This is a genomic window from Xylanibacillus composti (assembly GCF_018403685.1).
In the GTDB taxonomy this organism is placed as follows: Bacteria; Bacillota; Bacilli; order Paenibacillales; family K13; genus Xylanibacillus; species Xylanibacillus composti.
Window position 1 is genome coordinate 14288 of sequence record NZ_BOVK01000022.1, and the last position, 22583, is coordinate 36870.

Consider the following 22583-nt stretch of genomic DNA (forward strand, 5'->3'; position numbering starts at 1 on the left):
ATCCATATGAAAAAGACAATGATTTTGCTGTTTCTTGCGTGCATGCTCGTAGTTAGTGGTTGCTCAGCCAATTCATCCAATCAGAATGCAGGTTCCAACAGCAACGGCAATGGGACTGAAGCGGAAGGCGGCAACCAGGCAGCTGGCACGGATTCGGTTAAGATCGGTTATGTCATCAATACGTTGAATAATCCATTTTTTGTCTCGGTGAAGGATAGTGCTGAGAAGGAAGCCGAAGAGGTTGGCACCAAGCTGTCCGTAGTGAACGCCAACAATGATATCGCGACGCAACTAAGCGGCGTCGAGGATTTGATTCAGCAAGGCATTGATGTGTTAATCCTGGACCCTGTTGACAGTGCTGGAGCACTTCCGGCTATTCAGGCTGCCAATGATGCAGGGGTGAAAGTAATTACAACCGGCCGGATGGTAGAAGGCGCTGAAATCGTCACGCATTTGGGCTATAACGAAGTGAAGCATGGGAAAGAAGCCGGGTGGTTCTTGGCCGAAGCGCTTGGGGGATCGGGTAAAATTGTGGAGCTGCAAGGCGTAATGGGAACCAGCACAGCGCAAGAGCGCAGCCAGGGATTCCAAGAAGCGATGGCTGATTATCCAGACATCGAAATTTTGTCCAGTCAGTCCGCCAATTTTGACCGGGCGGAAGGCCTGACCGTTATGGAGAACCTGCTGCAAGCACACAGCGAAATTGATGGTGTATATGCAGCCAACGATGAAATGGCTCTTGGGGCGCTCCAAGCTATTGAAGCGGCGAACCGCAATGGAATCGTGATCGTGGGCAATGACGGCACGATCGATGCATTCCACGCTATACAAGAAGGCAGGATAGCGGGAACGATGGCCATTTATCCAAATCAATACGGGGAGAAAGCGATCCAAATTGCTCTTCAAGTAGCAAATGGAGAGAATGTCAAAGAATTGATCGAACTGCCTTCTATCTTCGTATCGGAAGAGAATGTCGAAGAGGCTTTGAGCATGCAGGAATAAGTGTCGTCTGACAATGAATGAACAGGAGGAGAGGCACAGATGAAGAGAAGCCAGATATTGAATAAAGATCTGAATGAAGTCATTGCGGGCATGGGTCATGGGGATTGGATCATCGTATGCGACGCCGGGTTCCCGATTCCGAACGCCGTACGCAGGGTGGATTTGGCGATTCAACGGGATTTGCCGGATCTCGAGACGGTGCTGCGCCTCATTACAGAAGATTTCATTGCAGAGAAAGTATATTATGCGGAAGAAATGCCGCAGTATAATCCGCCTCTTATCAATAAGGTGAAACAAATCTTCAACGGCATTGACCTGGCAACGATGCCCCATGAGAAGATTTTGTCTGAAGCGGCGTACAGAGCAAAGGCCGTTGTGAGAACCGGGGCCTTCGATCCATACGGCAATATTATTTTGCAGTCGGGGGTCGATGCACCCAAGTGGTTTAATAGAGAAGGAGTTTTGGTGCCGGACGCCTACAAAGACAGAGTATAGAACAGGCATCTGGTCAGAAATAGCGAACCGGGGGGGTCTAGAAGACTGCCTCCGGTTTTTTTCGTATAATTCGGTGCATAAGGTGCATAAATTATAGGCCGCCTTCGCACTTTAAACGTGTGGAGGTGGGTGGCTAATGACGAAAGCAGACAGGCCGCAAAGCAGCCGCGAAGAACTGCTGCGCGCATGGGAACGCAATTTGCCGAGTGTATTGAATCAGAACGATCAGGCTAAAGTCAATTTGGATCAGGGAGATGAGCGTGCGTTGCGCATCACGATCCAAACAGCCGGGCGTACCGGGTATAATTTCGACTTCAAGTGCACCTATATGGACGATCGCGAAGTGGATGTGCAGCTCGTTGATGTGGAAAGTGAAGGACAGTCCGTAGATGAGCGTAATGAACAGATCCAAGAGCTGATTTCGGATTATGTGCGCCATATTCATGAATGCGCTCAAATGGTAATTCCCGTTACCCATGCTTGAGCATGCTGGGAACACAATAAAGTTGAGGTGAGCGAAGGTGTCTGACCATCGAATAAACCCGGAAAACCCATATGAAATGACCAACCGTCAGGAACAGCCTCGCACAGCGGGGAAAGAGCCGCTTGACGGCTCCAAGAAAGTGAAAAATCGCAACCACTCGAGGCGAAATCAGCACACTGAGGGATAGAGGATTCTGAAGGAGCATCAGCAAGGCAATTATGTTTCAAGTTTCAAAAGGGAGCAAGCGCTGGCATCCTATTCCAAGGATTTCAGCGCTTGTTTGACTTGCTCCAGATCCTCCTCGTCGATATAGACGAATGGGTAGTTCCAATATCCGGGGAAAGGGATGCTCTCAACTGAACCGCTGGACCAGCCGCTGTAGAAGTTTCTGGCCAACTGGATCATGTCGTTTTGTCCCATATCTGTTTTGACGTTCTTGGCGACAATGTCGATCATATCCAACACTTTCGGCAGACTGTTCCATGACACGACTTTGTCCACGATGCGGGAAATGACTTCCTGCTGCCTCTCGTTGCGTTCGAAGTCGTTCGAATGGTATCGCTCGCCCCTGGAATCCATACGGAAACGGGCGTAATGCAATGCTTGCTCTCCATTTACATGCTGGACACCGGGCTCGAAATATATGCTGGTGCCATCGGCGCCGTCATCCCATACCATTGTCCGCTTTACGTCTATCTCTATGCCTCCAACAGCATCAACCAGTTCGGTCACCGTCTGGAAGTGTACGAGGAATGTATGATCGATTGATATGTCCAGATATTCTTCGACCGTTTCTCTTAATACAACCATTCCGGAACTTAGAAGTTCTTCGTAAATATGAAATTGCCCCAATTTAACGGTTTTCCCCGACAACAGGTCTGGATTGAGGCGTGACTTCTCCCGAGCTTGCATATACCCATCCGCAAACACACTGTTAATCTTCACAGACCGATCTTCCAAATCGGTGACTCTTAAGTCACGAGGGAGAGATAAGAGCTTGACCCTTTGCCGCTTTGGCATTACATGAGCAACAATAATCGTGTCTGTATTGAGCATGAAAGAGTCGTCCCTTAGATCCAAGCCGATGATCAGCGCATAAAAATCGTAGCGGGTTTCCTCGTTTTTCTCGGGCTCGTTTCGATTCAGCTTCTGGGTCATGATCTTGTCTCTCTGCTTATCTGACAGAATGGCTTTATCCGGATCGGTAGAAATATGCGCTTCATTCCACCAATGATTCAGTTGGTAGGCCAGACCGGTAGCTGCAAAGAGGGACAAGGCCACGAAACAGATTCCGACAATTAGCCAAAACTTACGCGTTTTCCACAAATAAAACACCTCAAATCAAGAAGTCAAGCAGGGGGTCAAAACTATGTAAATAATGCCGTCTCAGGCGGTACTAGTATTAGACGAGGAAAATGCCGGAAAAGTTTCAGCGAATTTATTATTGATTTTTGTTGTCGAACCGATTACGATTAATAGATGTATTTGCGCAAATTATAAAAAAAAGGGAGCAAGGAGAGAATCGAATGAGAAAACGTTGGACAGCGGTATTGTCCCTGATAGCGCTTTGTGTCATGGTGGTGCTGGCTGGTTGTACGAAGAGTCCTGCAACGCCGGAAGAATTGTTTAATAAGGCCCTGAAGGCTTCCACGGAATTGAAGAGCTATGAATTTTCCAGTGAAGCTACACTGAAGCTGGAATTTCCGGATTCGCTGATGCAGGCTGATCCAGCTACTGGCATGATTGCCGGTTTTTTGGGTGATATCACGCTGAGCGCGAGCGGCGCTTACCAAGAGGAGCCGCTTAAGACTGAAGCAACGATGGACTTAAAGCTGGGCGGCGACGTTGGCATGACGATCCGTGTCCCAGTGATTATGGAACAGGACAAGATGTGGGTGAAGGTGCCGAATATTCCGATGTTGGCAGGCATCTTTCCTCAGGATGTAGTGGGCAAATATATCGAGTTGGATTTCGAGCAGCTGGCAGAGATGGACCCCCAAGCTGGCGCGTTCAATCCAGATGCCTTCAACGTTGAAACGCAAAAGCAGTTAGGCATGGATATCATGGGCGTGCTGCTGAAGCATTTCGACGAAGAGGAGTACGTGGAAATTGTGAATGTAGAAGAGGCAGGTCTGCCAGCGGGCGTCGATGCCAGCGATGTGCTGCGCATTTCCTTGACTCAGGACCAATTCCAGCAAGTGGCGGCAACCTTGGTAGAAGATGCGCTGCCGGAGCTGATTGACGTGCTGGCGAAGCCTGAATATGCTGCGCTGCTTGGCGAAACCATTGATGCCGAACAGGCGAAGAAGGATCTGGCCGAAAGTCAAGACGAGATCAAGGCAGGTCTGGAAGAGTTGAAGGAGATGTTGATCATCAACGAGCTTTCGATGTTGATGGCATTGGATAAGGACGGGAATACCCCGTATTCTAATTTGCGATTTGACTTTGCTATCCAACAGGATGGGGAGCAAATGGCATTCAAGGGTTCAATGTCCTCGACGATGACCAATTTCAATGGCACTCCGGCATTTGAGCTGGAAGAGCCGACAGCGGATAATACGCTTACGATTGATCAGCTGGATGAGTTGATTAACGCCGAAATGGCGTTTTAAGCACCGCGCGAGCAAGACAGGGTGAGAGTTGGTATTCACCTTGGAAAAGAGAAGAACAAAGCTGTCCCAGAGCAGTCGCGGAATGGACTTGGGACAGCTTCGCATGAATAGGTCAGCCGGAAATGTTCTGGTTGGCCTTTCTTTTATGACTGGGGCCTGGCGCATCGAACCTTCCTTCACATATCGTGGATGTTTTTGTCATTTTGCCAGTCAGCTCGTATAATGGGATAAACGATCGATTTATAGAGCAGTCTGCGTAACGAAGGAGATGATGACGTCAGCAAGCTGTGCCGGCCGCTCGTACATTCCCATGTGGCCGCAGCCTGGCAAGGATGCAGAAGTAACGTGGTCGCCTTCAACAACAAGAGTGCGCGCGGGCGAGATGACCTGGTCTTCTTCGCCGGCGACCAGCAGCACAGGCACCCCGGCTTGCTGAAGCAGATGCAGCCGTTCGGGACGCTTGCGCATAGCCTCCAGCGCATACATCGCTCCCTCCGGAGGATTTCGGCGGCCAATGGCCTTCACGGTCTCGATATGTTCAGGCATGGACGTCAAGTGCTGCGGAGCGAAGAGCTTGGGCACCATGCCCTCGACGAACGTGTCCATCCCCTCTTCGCGTATACGGGCTATCTGATTCAGCCGATTTTGCTTGGCTTCATCGCTGTCGGCATAGGGCGTGGAGTGAATCAATCCGATTGCGGATACGGCGTCCGGATGGCGCTCCAGCAAGGCCAGAGCGGTGTATCCGCCCATGGAATGACCGAGGATCGTTGCTCGCCCAAGACCGATGTGGCGCATCCAGGCCGCTACCGCATCCGCATAAGCGTCAATCGAGGCTTCGCCATCCGGCAACGGACTTGCTCCGTGCCCGGGCAAGTCTGGCGTATAAACGCGGCAGGCCGCAGCCGATTGGGGAAGCATCAGCTGCCAATAGGCCGAACTTCCGGGAAAGCCGTGCAGGAGGACGACAGGATTGCCGCTTCCATGCTCCTGATGGGTGAGGATTTGCATAGTAGAGATCACTCCGTTCATGTCTATATTCTTGTAGCAAATAAACTGTCATTTCTGTTTTTATTATAGCCCAAATCAGGCGATCGGAAAGCGCGAATGGAGGAAGACAATGGATTTCCCTGTATACATACCGCTAGGTCCCTATCACATACATCCGCATTGGCTGTTTGAGGCGCTGGCGTATTTTATCGGGTTTCGCCTGTATTTGAAAATGCGGAGCAAAGGACAGCTGCCGACTGTGCAAGCGTTATGGCTTGCAGTGGCGGCCGTGCTGGGCGCAGCGGCCGGATCGAAAGTGCTGTTCTGGTTGGAGGATCCGCTGCTTACATGGCGAAGTATAACGCAAAACCCGGCGTATCTGATGGAGGGCAAGACGATAGTCGGCGGTCTGCTGGGCGGGTTGATTGGCGTGGAAGCCATGAAAAAGCGGATCGGGTGGACCCGGAGAACCGGCGATGACTATGCGATCCCGCTGATCGTCGGCATGATGATTGGCCGCATCGGCTGCTTCCTGACCGGACTGGACGATCATACGCACGGCATCCGGACAACTTGGTGGACGGGGGTAGACTTCGGCGACGGCGTGTTGAGGCATCCGACCCAGCTGTATGAGATCGCCTTCCTCGGACTGCTGCTGCTCGCGCTTGTTCTGCTTCGAAGGAAGAAGGTACTGCCTGAAGGCGGGCAGTTCCAGCTGTTCATGTTCGGCTACTTGCTGTTCCGTCTGCTGATTGAATTCATCAAGCCTGCGCCTAGTCCGTATCTGGGCCTGCATGCCATACAGGTGGCCTGCTTGCTTGGCTTGCTGCATTACATACCGCTAGTGATAGCCATGATTCGCCAACAGCGCAAAGGAGTGACACCGCATGCCTAACCGGCCTTATTTGTATCATGAATTGACCGCAAGTGTATGTTCCAAGTGCCTGCGCAAAGCAGAGGCAAAAATCGTGTTCGAGGACAACAAGGTGTATATGCTGAAGCGCTGCATGCAGCACGGTCCGGAGAAAGTCCTGATCTCTGATGATGTGGCTTATTACAAGCGCTGCAGAGACTTTACGAAGCCGGGCGACGTGCCGCTCCGCTGGAATACGCCGATTCGATATGGCTGTCCGTACGATTGCGGGCTGTGTCCGGATCACGAGCAGCATAGCTGCCTGACTCTGATTGAGGTGACGGACCGCTGCAATTTGCAATGTCCGATTTGCTACGCGGATTCCTCGCCGAAGCGGGAGTCGTATCGGTCGCTGGAACAGATTGAGCGGATGCTGGACGCCGTGGTGGCCAACGAAGGAGAGCCTGACATTGTGCAGATCAGCGGGGGCGAGCCGACGCTGCATCCTCACTTCTTCGAGATTCTCGATATGGCCAAGTCACGGCCGATCAAGCACCTGATGGTCAATACGAATGGGATTCGATTGGCGAGCGACCGCGAATTCGCCAAGCGGTTGGCGGACTATATGCCCGGATTCGAGCTGTATTTGCAGTTCGACAGCTTCGAGCGGGATGCGCTGTTGGAGCTGCGCGGCGCAGATTTGCGCGATGTGAGGAAGAAGGCGATTGAGCATGCCAATGAGTTCGGCATCTCGACGACCCTGGTTGTGACGCTCAAGAAGGGGCTGAATGATCGCGAGATCGGGGACATTATTCAATACGGGGTTAAGCAGAAGGCAGTGCGCGGCGTTACCTTCCAACCCATACAGGCTGCCGGAAGAACCGAGCAGTACGATCCGTCCAGGGACCGTCTGACCGTCAGTGAAGTTCGGCGGATGATTATCGAGCAGTCCGGCTTGTTCCAGGAGGAGGATGTGATTCCGGTGCCTTGCCATCCCGACTGTCTGGCAATGGGGTACGCATTGAAGACCGGGGACGGGCGTGCTGTGCCGTTGACAGGCCTGATCGATCCGCAAATATTGCTGGAGGGCGGCCAGAACACGATTGTCTATGAACAGGATGAAGCCTTGCGCAGCAAGCTGTTCGAGCTGTTCTCCCTGAATCAGACGCCGAACAGCTCGCCGTTGAAGCTCAAGGAGCTGCTCTGCTGCCTGCCGCTTGTCCCGGTTCCCGATGCAATTGGCTATGAGCAAGTATTCCGTATCGTAATCATGCAGTTCATGGATGCCTACAATCTGGATGTTCGGTCTGTGAAGAAATCTTGCGTGCACATCGTGCATCCGGATGGCAGAATCATCCCGTTCGATACGTATAATCTGTTCTATCGGGACGGATTGGAGGAGCAGCTCAGGCAGCTGCAGCAGGAACGGCTATAGGACAGGATGCAGTTGACGAAAGGATGAAAGGAGCGCGGAACGATGGAAAAGGAGCCGAATCAACGATCCGGCAAAGCGGGGCATGTGGGGCAAGTCATACTGGGCATTCTGCTGCTGGCATTGCTGCATGTAGCTTTATTTATCCTTACGCAGTGGTGGAATAGCGGATTTCTCGCGCTGGTATTCATAGGGGTCGTGCAATGGTTGTATGTGCTGCCGACGGTTTATATTTTACGCCGAAAAGGTCGAACGGGGCTGATGCAGGGCGTCTTGATTGGGGCCGGCTTGTCGTTCCTGCTGAATGCTGCATGCTTCGGGTTATTCGTGAGCGGCGCTTTATATTAAGGAAACTTGCGAACAAGAGCGGAATCATTGAAAAAGAGCTGCGGTTCAGGAGAAAAAAATCCTGAATGGCAGCTCTTCGGCATATATATGAAAACCTGCGAAGCGAGCGGAAGCTTATTTCGGTTGTGCGGCTGGCGCATTCGTCTGCCACAAGGGCTGCGCACCGCAGGAAGAGCGAATTTTCAACTCCGGCTCTACCATAATAGCGCTGCCCTGTGTCTGCTTGTTCATCAGATCGAACAGCATCATAGCCGCCAGTCTGCCGATCCGTTCTTTGTCCTGGCGGATGGTCGTCAGGGACGGCGTAATGTATTGGCAAGCGTCGATATCGTCACAGCCGATAACCGCGATCTCCTCCGGCACTTTTATCTGGTGCTCGCGGAATGCCCGCAGCGCGCCGAAGGCGAGGAGGTCGGAGGCAGCGAACAATGCCTTGGGGAGAGAGCCCCTGGCAATCCAGGCTTGGGTAGCCTCGTAGCCGAACTGTTCTTCGAATCCGCTGCTGTAGACGAACCATTCTTCGCGTATCGGCATGGCAAAGCTGCTCATCGCTTCCCGGAACGCATCCTCGCGGATTTGCATGACGCCGGTCTTGCGATCGGTGCCGAGGTAGCCGATTTCCCGGTAGCCGTTAATGTAGAAGTGCTCAATTACTTTGGAGGCGATCTTCTTGTTGTCTGTCATGATATAGGCGGAATTTTTGCCGTGCAGCTCGATGTCGACGCCTATACAGGGAATATCGCTTCGATCCAGATCGCCGATGCTTGGCTCCAGCTCATCGCCGGCAATAATGATGCAGCCGTCCACATGATAATGGAGGCAGCGCGCCAAATAATCCTCGCCGCCGCTGAGAAACTTCTCGTTGGAAAACAAAATGACGTCATAGCCCAGAATTCCGATCTGCTTCTTGAAGGCATTGATCACTTCGATGAAGAAGGGGTGTCTGAAATCGACATTGAGCTTGCCGGCAAAGACAACGCCAATGAGCTGAGACTTGGTAATGGCGGTCAGCTTGGACGATGTACTGGGTTGATAACCGTTCTCCTCCATAATTTTTAGCACATGCTTTTTTGTTTCCTCGCCGACATCGGGATAATTGTGAATAATCTTCGAGACGGTGGAGACGGAAACCCCAGCCAGCTTGGCAATGGTTTTCATATTCATTCCTTACACCCTCTTAGCCTTTTTCCTAAAATCCAACAACATTTTCGTAAACATTAGCAAAACAATCATACCGCTTTTTCGTTAGGTTCGTCAACTGAGTACGCGAAAATAGAGGTGTTTGTCCATTCACTCATAAAAAACAGGTCATTTACGAAAACATTTCGTTGGTTAATTTACGAAAAATCTCTTTACAAACCGAAAATCGTGCTTAATAATGGGGATGTAAGCGCGAAACATTTTCCGAACGCGCAACAAGAGCATGCATCGTTTCACGAAAATGACGCCCTGAGCCGCAAGCACTCAAAAGGAGGGCGGGTACTAAGCGATGCAGCAGCCGGATGTCATTTGCAGGAATGTAAGCGCTTCAACATGATTATCCAGATGATGGGGAGGTAGTCAACGAAATGAAAAAATGGTCTGCATTGCTGCTAACCATGGCTGTCCTACTTGTGTTGTCCGCTTGTTCAGGGGGGAATGGCGGTAGCGCTACACAATCGCCTAACGGGGATTCAGGTTCGAAGGGCTCAGGGGATGCCGGAAAGCAGGTCACGCTCCGTGTATTGCACTGGATTAATGAACCGGTTAACAAGTATATGGAGGATGTGTTCATTCCGCAATTTGAGGAGAAGTATACGAATGTTAAGATCGATTATACGACCGTACCTTCTGACAGCACGTATGATCAACTGATGCAAACACGAATTAATGCCAATGATGCAGATATAGTGGCCTACAAGAGTTCCTTTGTAGGAGCGCCGCAGGAGTGGTCGCCAGGAGCGGCTGATCCGCTGTGGAAGCAGTGGGCGGACGCTGGATTGCTCGCGGATTTGACGGAAGAAGACTTTATCGCAAATTACAATCCGGTTGATGTGGAAAATGCGATGACCTACGACGGCAAAGTGTATGGTGTGAACATGGGGAAAGTATCCTTCACCGGGCTTTTCTACAATAAAGATATTTTTGCGCAGTATAATTTAGATGTTCCGACGACTTGGGATGAATTCATGGTTGTGTTGAATACGCTGAAGGACAACGGTGTTACACCAATTGGTTTTGCCGGCAAGGAAGTGTGGCCAATCAATTTGGCAGTGCAAGGGCTGCAAGCCACGATTCATGAAGATCAGTTGGCTTATATTAAAGGGCTTTGGACAGGGGAAACGAAGTTCACCGATCCGGCAGCGATTGAAGTGCTGGAGAAAGCGCAAATCATGATGAACTACGCGCAAAACGGCTTTATGGGCACTGATTACGGCACACTGCCAAGCTTGTTCGCAGCAGGCCAAGTAGCGATGGCTGCTGACGGCACTTGGAATGCGGCTACCTATCAAGGCTTGAATCCTGACTTAAATTTCGGATACTTCCCAATACCAGGAAGCAGCAATGCCGCGGTCAATGGCAAATTAGCAGGGAAGTACGATATGACTTGGATGGTGGTAGAGAAATCGTCGAACAAAGACTGGGCGTTGACGTTCTTGGAAGAGATGAGCTCGCGCGACAACTATACGGCTTTCGTGAATGCTGCAGGCTTCTTGCCGACGCAGGATGTGACGGTGGACAGCGAGTTTATTAATGAAATCATGCCTTATCTCGGAGAGTTCATTCTTGCATGGGATCAATTGGCCATCAATCGTGAGAATGTAGGCCAATACGCCGATGGATCGAGCCCGCACGCTGAATTCCTGAAGCCGGCAGGACCGCTAGAATCTCCGCAGGAGCTAGCCGACTTGTCACAGAAGGATTGGGACGCAGCAGCACAGTAAGGTGAACTGAGCATAACTAAACCCTAAGAAGGTGTTGGTGCCAGACGGTTCAGCGTCTGGCGCTGGCATCTTCTTTCCACAGAGGTGTTCCTATGTATCCTTTCGGAAAAGGCTTGTCCCGCCATATGCCGTTCCTCCTCCTGATGATACCGGTAGCGTTATATGTGCTGTTGGCGGTTGGACCGTCGCTAGTCACGATTGTGTTCTCCTTTACAAACGCTACGGGGATTCCGGGAACGTCCTGGCAGTTTATCGGGTTGGACAATTACAAGACGTTCTTCACAGCATCGAATGCAGGCGATCAGGTTCGGGCAATCGGCCGTTCCCTGTATTTCGCCTTTGCGGTGGTGTTGATTCAGAATGCGGTGGCCCTGTTGATTGCGATTATTGTCAACAAGAGATTGCGCGGCGATGTGTTTTACCGGGCAACATATTTCCTGCCTGTCGTGCTCGGGGTAACGGTTTCGGGGCTTATTTGGCAAATGATGTTCAACCCGATGGGCGGTCCAGCGCAGAAGCTGTTGAACGTCTTCGGAACACAGTCGAATTTTTTTGGCAGCTATGATATCGCCTTTGAGCTTATTATTTTTGTGCAGATATGGATGTATATGGGTTACTCCATGACAATTTTTCTCGCTGGTTTGCAAGCGATTCCTAAGGATTTGTATGAGGCAGGTTATATGGATGGGGCGAGGGGTTGGTCCTCCTTCCGTCATATTACTTTCCCGATGATCGCTCCGGCGATGACTGTCAATATACTACTCTCGATTATTGGCGCGCTGCAAACGTTCGACATTATTTATGTTTTGACTGGCGGAAATTTTGAAACCTCGACATTGGCGTACAATGTGTTTGCAGCTGCATTCGCAACGACCACTTCTGATTTTGGCAGGGCTTCAGCGATTGCAATGATTCAGTTCGTATTCGTTTTCGCCTTCGCGATTGTTGCCATGCTGTATTTCCGCAAAAGAGAGGTGGAGCTCTAATGAGGGAATCCAGAACGATTCTAGGAATGCGTTATGGCATCGTGCTGCTGTTCATGGCTCTATATTTGCTGCCGCTTCTCTATTTGTTCAATGTTTCGATGAAGACGCAGTTCGAATATTTGGCGAACCCATTAGCGATCGCAGAATCGCTGCGCTTCTCAAATTTTGCAGAGGCTTGGCAGCTAGGGAACTTTGCCAAATACTTGTGGAATAGTGTGCTCTATACCGTGACCTCTACGGTGCTGTCTATGCTGCTCTCACTTATAGCGGCATTCCCGATTGCACGGGGATATGTGAAGTTTAGTAGCTTTTTCTATACATTTTTTCTCATCTCGATGTTCTTGCCCAATCCGCTCATACCGCAATTTGCGCTGATGACGGAGCTTGGCTTGTATAATACCCAAATCGGCTATATCTTGCTGCGTACGACAGGCACCGGCATTGCGTTCCTGCTGATCGTAGGCTACATCAAGTCGATATCTCGGGACTTGGATGAAGCGGCAGCCATGGACGGCTGCGGGTATATTCGTTATTTGTTCACGATTTTGCTGCCGCTGACGAAGCCGGTGCTGGCCACCGGCATTATCTTGACGGCAATCGGAACGTGGAATGACATTATCATGCCGGTTATTTATTTGTCAGATCAGAGCTTGGCGCCTGTAACGAAGGGACTGTTCGCGTTCCGCGGACAATATTTGAACAACTGGCCGCTGCTTGCATGCGGCATCATCATCGTAGCTGCGCCGTTGATTGTGCTGTACGCTTTCCTTCAGAAGTACCTCGTGGACGGGGCGCTTGCTGGAGCGGTGAAGTCATAAGGAGGAGCAAATATTCCTTGTTGTCAGCATACTTCCGGCAAAACAGAAAGAGAGGTGCCGATACGTGGAGAGAAAGGCTGCAATTGTAACTGGAGCCAGCCGAGGCATTGGCAGAGGCACGGCATTGAAGCTGGCCGAGCATGGGTACGATCTGGTCATCACGCATTTAAATGAGCAGGAGGAAGCGGAGGCGGTTGCCGAAGAGATTGTTTCCAAGCACGGGGGGCGTTGCCACATTGTTCAATGCGACTTGTCTGAGAGCGGGTCTGCCCGAAATGTTATGGAGCAGGCTGTGCGAGCATACGGCCGCATTCATGTGCTGGTCAATAATGCAGGGGCCAGCAAGTTTGATGAGATCAAGAAAATGCCACTCGACGTTCTGAATTATTTGATGAAGCTGAACTTCCGGGCGCCGATGCAAATGATTCAGCTAGTATCGAACCATATGATCGAGCACGGCATTGCAGGAGCGATCGTGAACATTGCTTCATCGAGAGCGGAGAGAGCCTATCCGACCGACGCCATTTATGGCGGCATGAAGGCCGCGCTCGTGCGGGCGACCGAATCGATTGCGCTGGAGCTGGCGCCGCATGGGATTCGCATCAACAATATCTCGCCGGGCGCCATACAGGTGCGGGATGAGATGCAACCGTTCTACGAGGCGCTGGGGAAGAAGATTCCGCTGGGCCGCGGCGGTGTGCCGAGCGATGTCGGCAGTGCCGTTGTCTGGATTTGCTCGGAGGAGGCCTCGTATATTACCGGGGTCAACCTGCGGGTGGACGGCGGGCTGATATTGCCGGGCATGCCGGAGCGGCTGGATGTGAATCCGGAGGATGGCTGGGGCAAGATTTAAGATGCGAATGCACGTGTGAAGCGGCAGGCTCGCCCATGCCTTGGCAGACAATTTGCAGTGATGGGGCGGCATTTGCAGGCAGAGCTTAGGGAAACCACAAACACCAGGGAGATGATGAACGTGGCGGCTGTAACCATAAGAGACGTAAAAACGATCTTGACCGCGCCGGAGGGCATTAACTTAGTCGTTGTTAAAGTAGAAACATCGGAGCCGGGGCTGTACGGCTTGGGCTGTGCAACGTTTACGCAGCGGCATCGCGCTGTACAGACGGCAATCGAGGAATACATCAAGCCGTTCCTGATCGGCAAGGATGTCTCCCGGATCGAGGACCTTTGGCAAACAGCCATGGTCAGCGGGTATTGGCGCAACGGGCCGATTATGAACAACGCGGTATCTGGCATGGATATGGCGCTCTGGGACATCAAGGGCAAGATGGCCGGCATGCCGGTTTACCAGCTGCTGGGCGGCAAATGTCGGGAAGCGGCGGCTGTGTATCGTCATGCGGACGGCAGAGATGAACGGGAGGTCGAGGAAAACGTACGGGCATTCATAGAGCAGGGATACCGCTATATTCGCTGCCAGATGGGCTTATACGGGGGGCTCCATCCGAATCTCGCCAAGCCGGAAGGCGCGCTGGAGGGCGCTTATTATGATCCCGCCGCCTATGCGCGGAGCATCCCTCGCCTGTTCGAGCATATCCGCGGTACTGTCGGCAGCGAGATTGAGCTGATTCACGATATTCACGAGCGGCTTGTGCCGATTGAAGCGGTACAGCTTGCGAAGGAGCTGGAGCAGTATCGCCTCTTCTACCTGGAGGACGCGCTGCCGCCGGAGCAGATTGACTGGTATCGCATGATTCGGGCGCAAACGAGCACACCGCTCGCGATGGGCGAGCTGTTCGTGCACCCGCTCGAATGGACGCCGCTCGTCAGCGAACGGCTGATTGACTTCATCCGCGTGCATGTCAGCACGATTGGCGGCATTACGCCTGCGAAGAAGCTGGCGGTGCTGGGCGAAGCGTTCGGCGTGCGGACAGCCTGGCATGGGCCGGGCGACGTGAGCCCTGTCGGGCATGCGGCGAACCTGCATCTGGACTTGAATTGCCCGAACTTCGGCATTCAGGAATGGACGCCGTTCAGCGACGCGACGCGCGAAGTGTTCCCGGGCTGTCCGGAGGTGCGCGGCGGCTACGCCTATATCGAGGAGAAGCCGGGGCTTGGTATCGAGCTTGACGAGGAGAAGGCGGCGAAGTTCCCGCCGCATGACGAGCTTCCGGCCTGGACGCTGGCGCGCAAGCCGGACGGCACACCGGCCCGGCCGTAACATCGGGGATGCTTGGCCGCAAGCTTGTTGGCTGGGCGCAACTGTCTCTGGGCGGTGGAATCTAACCTGTGTTGGGCTGCTGTGCGAGCTGGGTGAAGCGGGGTAGCGTGCACGGTATAATCTAACGGAAATGACAGACGCTATTTGCTCGTTTTTTGTACATTTCTGCTTCTAACGGAACTCACAGCGCTTATAGGGTGCAAGTAAGGGGATTTCCGGTTATGTGCCCCGAATAGCGTCTCCTGGTTCCGTTAGCGGTGCATAATCATCAAAAAGAAGCTAATCGTGCTTCTGAGTTCCGTTAGAAGCATCGCGGGGCGTGAGGGTTTTGCCGCGTCCTGGCGCGTCTTGTTGCCGTATCCGAGGTTCGCATAACAAAGGGGCTGCTCTGGTCATAATGACCAGGGCAGCCCCTAGTTCGTCATATCGAGACGACAGGATTTGAACCTGCGACCTCTTGCTCCCGAAGCAAGCGCTCTACCAAGCTGAGCCACGTCTCGTCGCCTATGCCCCATGGGCAGCTGCATGCGAATGAATGGCCTGCGCAGGGAATGGAGCGCAGCCAGTTCCTGCCGGAATCCGCGTGCATGTGCCGCAGGCTCGTTCCGGCTACAGCGATGGACAGCATGCTGTGGCGCCAATTGCGAACGTCCTTGCGGGCGGCGAAGATTATTATAGCATAGCTTATTTTTGCCTGACAAGATGCAGATCTTGCTTGCTTTACCGGATTTCAACGTGTACTTGCTCCGGCACTATGACCGTCAATTTCCTATGTCCGGGCGAGCCGAACCAATTATGCTGCTGCGGCAACGGATTCATGGTCAGATAAAGCTTGTCCCCGATGACAGACGTCTCATAGATGTCCGTCGTCAGAACAGGCTGCTCGCTCTGAGGGATCGCTGAATCGTACCAGTATGTGCCCAACAGGTGCAGCTTGCTGTCTGCGATGCGGTCTGTAATGACTTGGGTGTGCGGCGCTTGCACAACGACTGTCGTGACTTCCGGCGGCAAGTTCTGTTCCCATGCCGGCAACGTCTCCGTATACCGCACTGCGCGGATAGAGTCTCGAAGCTCTTCAGCTAGCCCTGTGTAGGTAAGGAGGGTGAAGCCCATGCCGAGCATAATGAGAAAAGGCACGAACAACAAGCTGAGCACATCATAGTGCAGCCTTGGGTGCTCCTCCTTCGCCAGGACGAGAGCGGCCAGGATTTCCACACCTAGGAGTATGAACAGCAGCGGCCACCATTGGAACAGCGCATCGAAAGCTTCTTTTCCCCGCCAGGCCGTGGTCAGGCAGACGATCCCCAGCAGCAGGAGAGAGAAGCCCATGGTGAACGAACCGACTCGCCATTTTCTCATCGTCCGCTCACCTTCTTTGATCTCTTTTGTCCGGTCAACAGCTTAAGGCCGCCGACAATGAGGAGCGTGGATACAATGAAGGTTTGGGCATACTGGTTAAACCAGTAGGCGATGCGCAGGTCCGGGAACAGGCGGGTCAGCACATCGAGGGCGATCTGATCGAACAAATAGTATCCGCCCATCAGCAGCAGGGCGATACCAATCCATTTCTGATGATTCATTAGCCAATCCACAAAAGGCACATCCTTTACTTCCTTCATATTAGGCGAAGACAAGATCTGCAGAGCGTCGAACAAGCTGAAAAACCACAAGATCGGTATGACGAACAGAAACAGCGACAGATGCAGCGTATCCAGAATGTAGATGGAGAACAGAAAGGCGGCCATCAGCTGCAGTCCCCGGCGTTGCAGACCCAAATACATATGTCCGGCTCCCGGGAACATCGCCAGCAAGGTGGCGAGCGGTTTGCTTTTTTTGCCGTCGTCCCGCTGTTCGGCGAAATCGTCAAGAATCGAACGGTCAACTAGGGCTTCGCCATTCTGCGCCTTCTTGAGCTGCTGGAATATATCGAACAAGCTGAACAGCCACAGGATCGGCAGCAGCAGGAGGAAGACGGCGAAGCCGCCGCGGTTCGTAATGTAGACGACGAACAGCACCATAGTGATCCAGCCGAAGAAGCCGACCATGAAGGTGAAGCCCCGCTGGATCAAGCCGATATGCATATGGCCGAGGCCGGGAACCAAGGAGAGGAAAATCGTCATGGACCGGTCTGGCTGTGCGGGGGATGCAGCCAGTTGGCCATCCGATTCGGACGCATGGGCGTGCTGCTGCGCATAGGTGCTGCGAGTCAGCAAAGAGATAAGCATGTCGATCACATTAATGAGCCAAAGGGCGAGCACGCAGAAGAGCACAAACAGTATGATTTCATCATTGTAGTAGATGATTTGTCCCCCGCTCAAGATGAATAGGATAGCAAGCAGCACAATTGTGCCGAAGCAGCCCAGCGCGTAGAGAAACGGGCGAACCCTGCGCCCCAGAAAGTAATGGCCAAGTCCGGGAATCAGGGAGAGCACGAGCAGAAGAAGCGGGTGTTTATTCATGTTCAGGCTTCCTTTCTTTCAAAATTGAACCGAGTTCATCCAGCCAACCGTTGGCCGTTTGCATCAGTTTGTCTGTAAGAGTTGGTTTGTCCGCGACGATTTGTTCCAGTTGTACGGCGTGGGTCATGCGGTCGAATGCGCCGGAGCCCATCAGCAGCAAAGTGATGGATGCAGCCACTGCATAATGAAAGATGACGTGCTGGAACCAGCGTTTTTTGGGAAATAGCGCATGCACAACATCGTTCGCCAGCGCCTCGCTTTGCTTGGGATCGAGCGCCGGCATGCTTGGCGATTCCTCTTCTACGCAGGCGAGGTAGAGCGCAAGACAGGCTTCGCAGTCGAGCAAATGGTCTTCCGCGCGCTGGCGCTCGGGCTCGTCAAGAGTATCCGCGATATAGGCGTTCCAGAACAGGCGATCATAGTGGTTGTTCACAGCCAATCCTCCTCTTTCCAATGCTTGCGCATCCATTGTTTTGCCCGGTACAGCCGGGACTCCACGCTTTTGACCTCCAGCCCATGCTCAGCGGCGATTTCCTTGTAGCTGCGCTGCTGCAAATAGTACGCCGTGACTACGCTGCGGTATGTTTCTGGCATCTGGCGAACTTGTTTCTGTATCAAGGCCTGGCGCTCCTTGTTGAGCAAGACCTGCTCGATGTCGTCAGAACGCGATGTCAAGGAAACGAGCTGCTCTCCGTCAGGCTCCTGCGTGTCGAGCAGCTCTTCCTTTCTTCTATCCTTCCTTCGCTTCCAGTCAATCGCTTTGTGAACCGCAATCCGGGAGAGCCACGTTTTGAACCCGTTGAATTGGTATTGGGGGAGCGCGTAATACAGACGAACCCAGACCTCGTGCGCGGCTTCCCGGGCGTCCTGTTCGTGGCGCAGCACGCCGTACACTAGCTGGTAGACGTGGTTGGCATATTGTTGAATCAGCGCGCGAAATGCTTCTTCATCGCCATCTAGGCTTCGTCGAATGCGATCATCGTCATGAATCGGGCTCCCCTCCCTTCCTGTTGATTATAGACGATGCGAAAGGACGCTTGCCCTGCACTTTTGCCAAAAAAAACTTTTTATGCCGGAAAACAAAAAAACCGCCTGAGCTTCAGACGGCTTGATACATACAGAACTGGCGACCCCGAGAGGATTTGAACCTCCGACACCTTCTTTAGGAGAGAAGTGCTCTATCCAGCTGAGCTACGGGGTCATACTTATGTGTAAGTCTTGGGTGGATCGTGCCGCATCGCAATGTCAGGATGAGCGACAGAGACCGGGTTTGGCCCGCCAGAGGCGAGCGGCATTAACGATTATAGCAAAAAAAAATGCAGGAGAAAAGACAGCGTTGCATTCACGCAGGCAAGAAGCTCCCGAATCCTTGTCTGGCTAAGTTTTTTCGAGGATTTCATAGGCTGTGGGGGATTATGTCGAAAGCTTGCATTCGGGAGGATATGGGAGGACCCCAGACGAAAAGGGAGGCTCGCATGGGTAATCGCCCATGTGGAAAACACAGGGAGTATTATCGGAAATGAACCATGGATATCAAGGGTGACCCCTTCCGGATAACGTGTTACGATAATTGACGTGCACAGGATATAAGAAAAGGTTATGGTTGGGATTTTGGTTATGTGGACGAAAACTCTTTTATTTGTCCAGCGTCCCGGTCAAGTGTGGTAATTTCGCATTTATAAATACAGTTTATAAATGCGAAAAAATCAGAGAGAAAGGGTGTCAAAGCTTATTATGAAGAAATGGATGATGGCAGTATTGACAGTCGCTTTAGTGTTTTCGTTGGCTGCTTGCGGTGGAGAGAATCCGGGCAATTCTCCAGCCGCCAATGGTGCTAACAGCGGGAATGGCGACGGAGGCAATAACGCAGGAGGCGAAGCAGCTTCCGGTACATTAGCCGAAGCACAAGCAGCGGGCGTCATTAGCGTAGGGTTTGCTAACGAGAAGCCTTATGCTTATTTGGACGAAGACAATCAGCTCAGGGGCGAGGCGCCGGATATTGCGCGGGCCGTTCTTGCGGAGCTGGGCATTGATGAAATAGACAGTCAATTGCTTGAATTCGGTCAATTGATCGGCGGTCTGAACGCGTCGCGTTATGACATTATTACGGCTGGCATGTATGTGAATCCAGACCGCTGCGCGCAAGTAATCTTTGCCGAGCCGGAGTACCGAATGGGTGAGGCGATGGCGGTGAAGGCCGGAAATCCGAAGGATATCCGCAGCTATGAGGATGTTGCGGCCAATCCGGATGTGAAGATCGCCGTCATGACTGGCGCGATTGAGATTCAATATTTGAAGGACGCAGGAGCGGCTGACAATCAAATTGTGGAAGTGCCTGACCAGCCAACGGCCATTAGTGCGCTGCAATCCGGACAGGTTGATGGCGTGACGATGACTTACATGAGCTTGATGAATATGCTGGAATCTGCCGGTGACGACAACTTGGAGCGCGTAGAAGACTTCGAACAGCCGAAGGATGAGGACGGCAACGAAATTTGGGGCTACGGCGCAGCAGCGTTCCGTCCGGCTGATACCGATTTGCGCGATGCTTACAACGAAGGGCTGCAGCAGCTGAAGGAAAGCGGCAAGCTGCTGGAAATCTTGTTGGACAATGGCTTTGCCGAAGAACACTTGCCGGGTGACATCACGACTGCAGAGCTTTGCGGTAACTAAACCTGGATGGGCTGTTCCCCTTCCTTCGGCTGACAAGGAAGGGGAATGCTTTCCCTACGGTTGTGTTTGGAAGGAGGCCAATTGCCATTGAAACGATGATTGAGAAGGGGATTCCCTTCGTCTTCAACGGAACTTGGATGACGATCAAGGTGCTGGCGGTCAGCACAATCTTGTCATATATCTTTGCTATGCTGCTGGGGCTTGCCAGAGTGTCCCGCAACAAGCTGATTAACGGAACTTCTTATGTGATTGTGGAGTTTTTCAGAGGGACATCTCTAGTTGTGCAGTTATTTTGGATTTATTATTGTGTACCTGTTTTGTTTGGCTTGGACCTGAATGCTTTTTACGCCGCTGTAATCGCTCTGGGCATCAATTACGGTTCATACGGCTCCGAAATCGTGCGAAGCGCGATATTAACTGTGCCAAAAGGGCAAACAGAGGCTTCGATTGCTCTGAATTTCACCCCGTACCAAAGAATGCGGCATATCATCATTCCGCAGGCATTGCTTCGTATGCTGCCCCCATTCGGCAACCTGCAAGTCGAGATGTTGAAAGGCACAGCGCTTGTGTACTTTATCGGACTTGAGGACATTTTCTACCGCCTGACTGCCATTCAAAATAACTACTTGAAAGATATCTGGCTGATGTACGTGTTTATTCTTGTCCTGTACTTTGTTATGGCTTGGTTGCTGATTCAGGGATATCGCTTCCTGGAACGCAGGCTGAGTGTCGGGAGGGTGTAGCTGATGTGGGATTGGAATTATGCATGGAGTATCTTGCCCGACCTGCTCCAGGGATTGGTGAAGACGGTACAAGCGACGCTGGGAGGCTTTCTCGCAGCCTGTGTGATTGGCTTGTTCATGGCTTTGCTGCGGCGCTCCGACAATCGCTTTATTTCCCTGCCTTCGGGATGGGTCATCGATTTTATCCGATTTACTCCGCTTCTGGTACAGGTCGTCTTCTTATATAAAGTCGGCCCCCTTGTGCTCGGGACGTATATCCCGTCCTTGACTGCCGGAATTATCGCGCTGGGACTCCATTACGGCACATATTTGTCGGAGGTATACCGTTCGGGTATCGACAACGTGCCGAAGGGACAGTGGGAAGCGGCGACAGCGCTCAATTTCACCCCTTACCAGAAATGGGTGAACATTATCTTGCCGCAGGCAATCCCGCCAATCATACCGGTGATGGGCAATTATTTGATTACGATGTTCAAGGAAACGCCGATGCTGGCGGCTGTCCTGTTGGCGGAAATGCTGTTGAAGGCGAAGAGTCGGGTTGCCTCGGATTTCGCATTCCTTGAACCATATACCATGGTCGGCATCTTATTCTTGCTGGTCAGCTACCCGTCGGCGGTGCTGGTGCGCCGCCTGGAGAAGCGGTTGAATCAACAGCGCGGTGTATAGGGGAGCGGCCAAATCAGGGAGGGGTAACAGATGATGCAAGCGGAAATGGAAAAGACAACAGCGGAACGGTCGACGTCGGGCATGCGCCCGATCGTGCGATACAACGATATTCATAAATCGTTCGGCGATCTGGAGGTGCTGAAGGGCATTGATCTGGAGATTCAGCCGGGCGAGAAGGTAGCGGTCATCGGACCGAGCGGCTCGGGCAAAACCACCCTTGGCCGCCTGCTGATGACGCTGGAGGAGCCGACCTCCGGCACCATTGAAGTGGATGGCGAGCTGTTGTGGCACAGAGAGATTAATGGGAAGCTCGTGCGTGCAGATGAGAAGCATCTGCACCGAATGCGCAAAAATATCGGCATGGTGTTTCAGCATTTCAACTTGTTCCCGCACATGACGATTTTGCGCAATGTGACAGAGGCGCCCCGCAAGGTGCTGGGGATGCCGAAGGACGATGCGGAACGGCTTGCGAGGGAAATGCTCGATAAGGTTGGGCTGGGCGACAAGCTGGATGGCTACCCGTCCCAGCTGTCCGGCGGTCAGAAGCAGCGGGTGGCGATAGCGCGGGCGCTCGTCATGAGCCCAAAGGTGATGGTGTTCGATGAAGTGACATCAGCGCTGGACCCTGAGCTGGTCGGCGAGGTGCTGGAGGTCATCAAGGACATCGCCAAGGAAGGCGAGATGGCGATGCTGCTCATTACGCATGAAATGGATTTTGCCCGCGACGTGGCGGATACGGTGCTCTTCACAGACGGCGGCTTGATCGTCGAGCATGGGCCGCCAAGCCAAATTTTCGAGAATCCACAAAGCGAGCGCCTGCAAGCGTTCCTGTCGCGCTTCCGCAGCAACGGCATGTGAGCGGGCAGCCCCGCGAAAGTAATAGGAGTAAGCTCCAGAGCTGGTCTTCAATTCGTGGGTTTAT

The 22583-nt window shown here is 52.5% G+C and carries 24 protein-coding genes and 2 tRNA genes; 17 read left to right on the forward strand and 9 right to left on the reverse strand.

The features are described from left to right. Positions 1–6: 6 nt before the first annotated feature. From XYCOK13_RS08790 to XYCOK13_RS08805, 4 genes are all read left to right on the forward strand, one after another. Complete coding sequence (locus XYCOK13_RS08790; protein WP_213411770.1) at positions 7–1002, forward strand: substrate-binding domain-containing protein; 996 nt, start codon at positions 7–9, stop codon at positions 1000–1002. 39 nt (positions 1003–1041) lie between these two features. Continuing rightward, complete coding sequence (gene rbsD, locus XYCOK13_RS08795) at positions 1042–1497, forward strand: D-ribose pyranase (RefSeq protein ID WP_213411771.1); 456 nt, start codon at positions 1042–1044, stop codon at positions 1495–1497. A 136-nt stretch (positions 1498–1633) separates the two neighbouring features. Further along, the gene (locus tag XYCOK13_RS08800; protein WP_213411772.1) at positions 1634–1981 is read left to right on the forward strand and encodes a hypothetical protein; all 348 of its coding nucleotides are present in this window, start codon (positions 1634–1636) and stop codon (positions 1979–1981) included. 52 nt (positions 1982–2033) lie between these two features. Next, entirely contained in the window at positions 2034–2168 is a 135-nt protein-coding gene (locus tag XYCOK13_RS08805; RefSeq protein WP_506016916.1) for a small acid-soluble spore protein P, read from the forward strand. 68 nt (positions 2169–2236) lie between these two features. On the opposite strand, the gene XYCOK13_RS08810 is transcribed toward XYCOK13_RS08805, so the two are convergent. Beyond that, on the reverse strand, positions 2237–3307 hold the full coding sequence (locus XYCOK13_RS08810; RefSeq protein ID WP_213411773.1) for an LCP family protein: 1071 nt from the start codon (positions 3305–3307) through the stop codon (positions 2237–2239). A 200-nt stretch (positions 3308–3507) separates the two neighbouring features. Between XYCOK13_RS08810 and XYCOK13_RS08815 the strand changes: the two genes are divergently transcribed. Continuing rightward, positions 3508–4593, forward strand: coding sequence for a hypothetical protein (locus XYCOK13_RS08815; RefSeq protein WP_213411774.1), 1086 nt, complete (start codon positions 3508–3510; stop codon positions 4591–4593). A 240-nt stretch (positions 4594–4833) separates the two neighbouring features. Here XYCOK13_RS08815 and XYCOK13_RS08820 read toward each other — a convergent pair whose 3' ends face one another. Beyond that, positions 4834–5625 carry an alpha/beta fold hydrolase gene (locus XYCOK13_RS08820; protein ID WP_213411775.1) on the reverse strand — a complete coding sequence of 264 codons (792 nt, stop codon included), beginning with the start codon at positions 5623–5625 and terminating at the stop codon, positions 4834–4836. Between the two features lie 88 nt (positions 5626–5713). Here XYCOK13_RS08820 and XYCOK13_RS08825 point away from each other — a divergent pair, with 88 nt between their 5' ends. The 3 genes from XYCOK13_RS08825 to XYCOK13_RS08835 are packed head-to-tail and all read left to right on the forward strand — an operon-like array spanning position 5714 to position 8216. Then, positions 5714–6478, forward strand: coding sequence for a prolipoprotein diacylglyceryl transferase family protein (locus XYCOK13_RS08825; protein WP_213411776.1), 765 nt, complete (start codon positions 5714–5716; stop codon positions 6476–6478). Then, positions 6471–7871 carry a radical SAM protein gene (locus XYCOK13_RS08830; protein WP_213411777.1) on the forward strand — a complete coding sequence of 467 codons (1401 nt, stop codon included), beginning with the start codon at positions 6471–6473 and terminating at the stop codon, positions 7869–7871. The genes XYCOK13_RS08825 and XYCOK13_RS08830 overlap by 8 nt, the downstream gene beginning before the upstream one ends. Positions 7872–7913: 42 nt before the next feature. After that, positions 7914–8216, forward strand: a complete 303-nt coding sequence (locus XYCOK13_RS08835; RefSeq protein WP_213411778.1) for a hypothetical protein — start codon at positions 7914–7916, stop codon at positions 8214–8216. A 114-nt stretch (positions 8217–8330) separates the two neighbouring features. Here the strand turns inward: XYCOK13_RS08835 and XYCOK13_RS08840 are convergent, their stop codons facing one another. After that, positions 8331–9380, reverse strand: a complete 1050-nt coding sequence (locus XYCOK13_RS08840; protein WP_213411779.1) for a LacI family DNA-binding transcriptional regulator — start codon at positions 9378–9380, stop codon at positions 8331–8333. Positions 9381–9784: 404 nt separating this feature from the next. Between XYCOK13_RS08840 and XYCOK13_RS08845 the strand changes: the two genes are divergently transcribed. The 5 genes from XYCOK13_RS08845 to XYCOK13_RS08865 all read left to right on the forward strand — a co-directional run bounded on the left by XYCOK13_RS08845 (position 9785) and on the right by XYCOK13_RS08865 (position 15120). Further along, positions 9785–11140: an ABC transporter substrate-binding protein gene (locus XYCOK13_RS08845; RefSeq protein ID WP_213411780.1), complete on the forward strand. Its 1356-nt coding sequence runs from the start codon at positions 9785–9787 to the stop codon at positions 11138–11140. A 92-nt stretch (positions 11141–11232) separates the two neighbouring features. Continuing rightward, entirely contained in the window at positions 11233–12126 is an 894-nt protein-coding gene (locus XYCOK13_RS08850) for a carbohydrate ABC transporter permease (RefSeq protein WP_213411781.1), read from the forward strand. Further along, entirely contained in the window at positions 12126–12944 is an 819-nt protein-coding gene (locus XYCOK13_RS08855; protein ID WP_213411782.1) for a carbohydrate ABC transporter permease, read from the forward strand. Before XYCOK13_RS08850 ends, XYCOK13_RS08855 begins: the two co-directional genes overlap by 1 nt. 64 nt (positions 12945–13008) lie before the next feature. Further along, positions 13009–13797 (forward strand): SDR family NAD(P)-dependent oxidoreductase, encoded by a 789-nt coding sequence (locus XYCOK13_RS08860; protein ID WP_213411783.1) that lies wholly within the window; start codon positions 13009–13011, stop codon positions 13795–13797. Positions 13798–13911: 114 nt separating this feature from the next. Further along, the gene (locus XYCOK13_RS08865) at positions 13912–15120 is read left to right on the forward strand and encodes an enolase C-terminal domain-like protein (protein WP_244865088.1); all 1209 of its coding nucleotides are present in this window, start codon (positions 13912–13914) and stop codon (positions 15118–15120) included. Positions 15121–15546: 426 nt separating this feature from the next. On the opposite strand, the gene XYCOK13_RS08870 is transcribed toward XYCOK13_RS08865, so the two are convergent. From XYCOK13_RS08870 to XYCOK13_RS08895, 6 genes are all read right to left on the reverse strand, one after another. Further along, positions 15547–15620 (reverse strand) — tRNA-Pro (locus XYCOK13_RS08870). Positions 15621–15840: 220 nt separating this feature from the next. Beyond that, positions 15841–16479, reverse strand: a complete 639-nt coding sequence (locus XYCOK13_RS08875) for a hypothetical protein (RefSeq protein ID WP_213411785.1) — start codon at positions 16477–16479, stop codon at positions 15841–15843. Then, positions 16476–17579: a hypothetical protein gene (locus XYCOK13_RS08880; RefSeq protein ID WP_244865082.1), complete on the reverse strand. Its 1104-nt coding sequence runs from the start codon at positions 17577–17579 to the stop codon at positions 16476–16478. The genes XYCOK13_RS08875 and XYCOK13_RS08880 overlap by 4 nt, the downstream gene beginning before the upstream one ends. Beyond that, positions 17572–18012 carry a zf-HC2 domain-containing protein gene (locus XYCOK13_RS08885; RefSeq protein WP_213411786.1) on the reverse strand — a complete coding sequence of 147 codons (441 nt, stop codon included), beginning with the start codon at positions 18010–18012 and terminating at the stop codon, positions 17572–17574. Before XYCOK13_RS08885 ends, XYCOK13_RS08880 begins: the two co-directional genes overlap by 8 nt. Next, entirely contained in the window at positions 18009–18569 is a 561-nt protein-coding gene (locus XYCOK13_RS08890; RefSeq protein ID WP_213411840.1) for a sigma-70 family RNA polymerase sigma factor, read from the reverse strand. The genes XYCOK13_RS08885 and XYCOK13_RS08890 overlap by 4 nt, the downstream gene beginning before the upstream one ends. Positions 18570–18703: 134 nt before the next feature. Further along, positions 18704–18780, reverse strand: a tRNA-Arg gene (locus XYCOK13_RS08895). 533 nt (positions 18781–19313) lie between these two features. Between XYCOK13_RS08895 and ehuB the strand changes: the two genes are divergently transcribed. The 4 genes from ehuB (at position 19314) to ehuA (ending at position 22519) form a co-directional block, all read left to right on the forward strand. Further along, positions 19314–20252, forward strand: coding sequence for an ectoine/hydroxyectoine ABC transporter substrate-binding protein EhuB (gene ehuB / locus XYCOK13_RS08900; protein WP_244865084.1), 939 nt, complete (start codon positions 19314–19316; stop codon positions 20250–20252). Positions 20253–20314: 62 nt separating this feature from the next. Beyond that, on the forward strand, positions 20315–20995 hold the full coding sequence (gene ehuC, locus XYCOK13_RS08905; protein WP_244865085.1) for an ectoine/hydroxyectoine ABC transporter permease subunit EhuC: 681 nt from the start codon (positions 20315–20317) through the stop codon (positions 20993–20995). Positions 20996–20998: 3 nt separating this feature from the next. Then, positions 20999–21661: an ectoine/hydroxyectoine ABC transporter permease subunit EhuD gene (gene ehuD / locus XYCOK13_RS08910; RefSeq protein WP_213411787.1), complete on the forward strand. Its 663-nt coding sequence runs from the start codon at positions 20999–21001 to the stop codon at positions 21659–21661. 30 nt (positions 21662–21691) lie between these two features. Further along, entirely contained in the window at positions 21692–22519 is an 828-nt protein-coding gene (gene ehuA, locus XYCOK13_RS08915) for an ectoine/hydroxyectoine ABC transporter ATP-binding protein EhuA (RefSeq protein ID WP_280520888.1), read from the forward strand. Positions 22520–22583 lie beyond the last annotated feature (64 nt).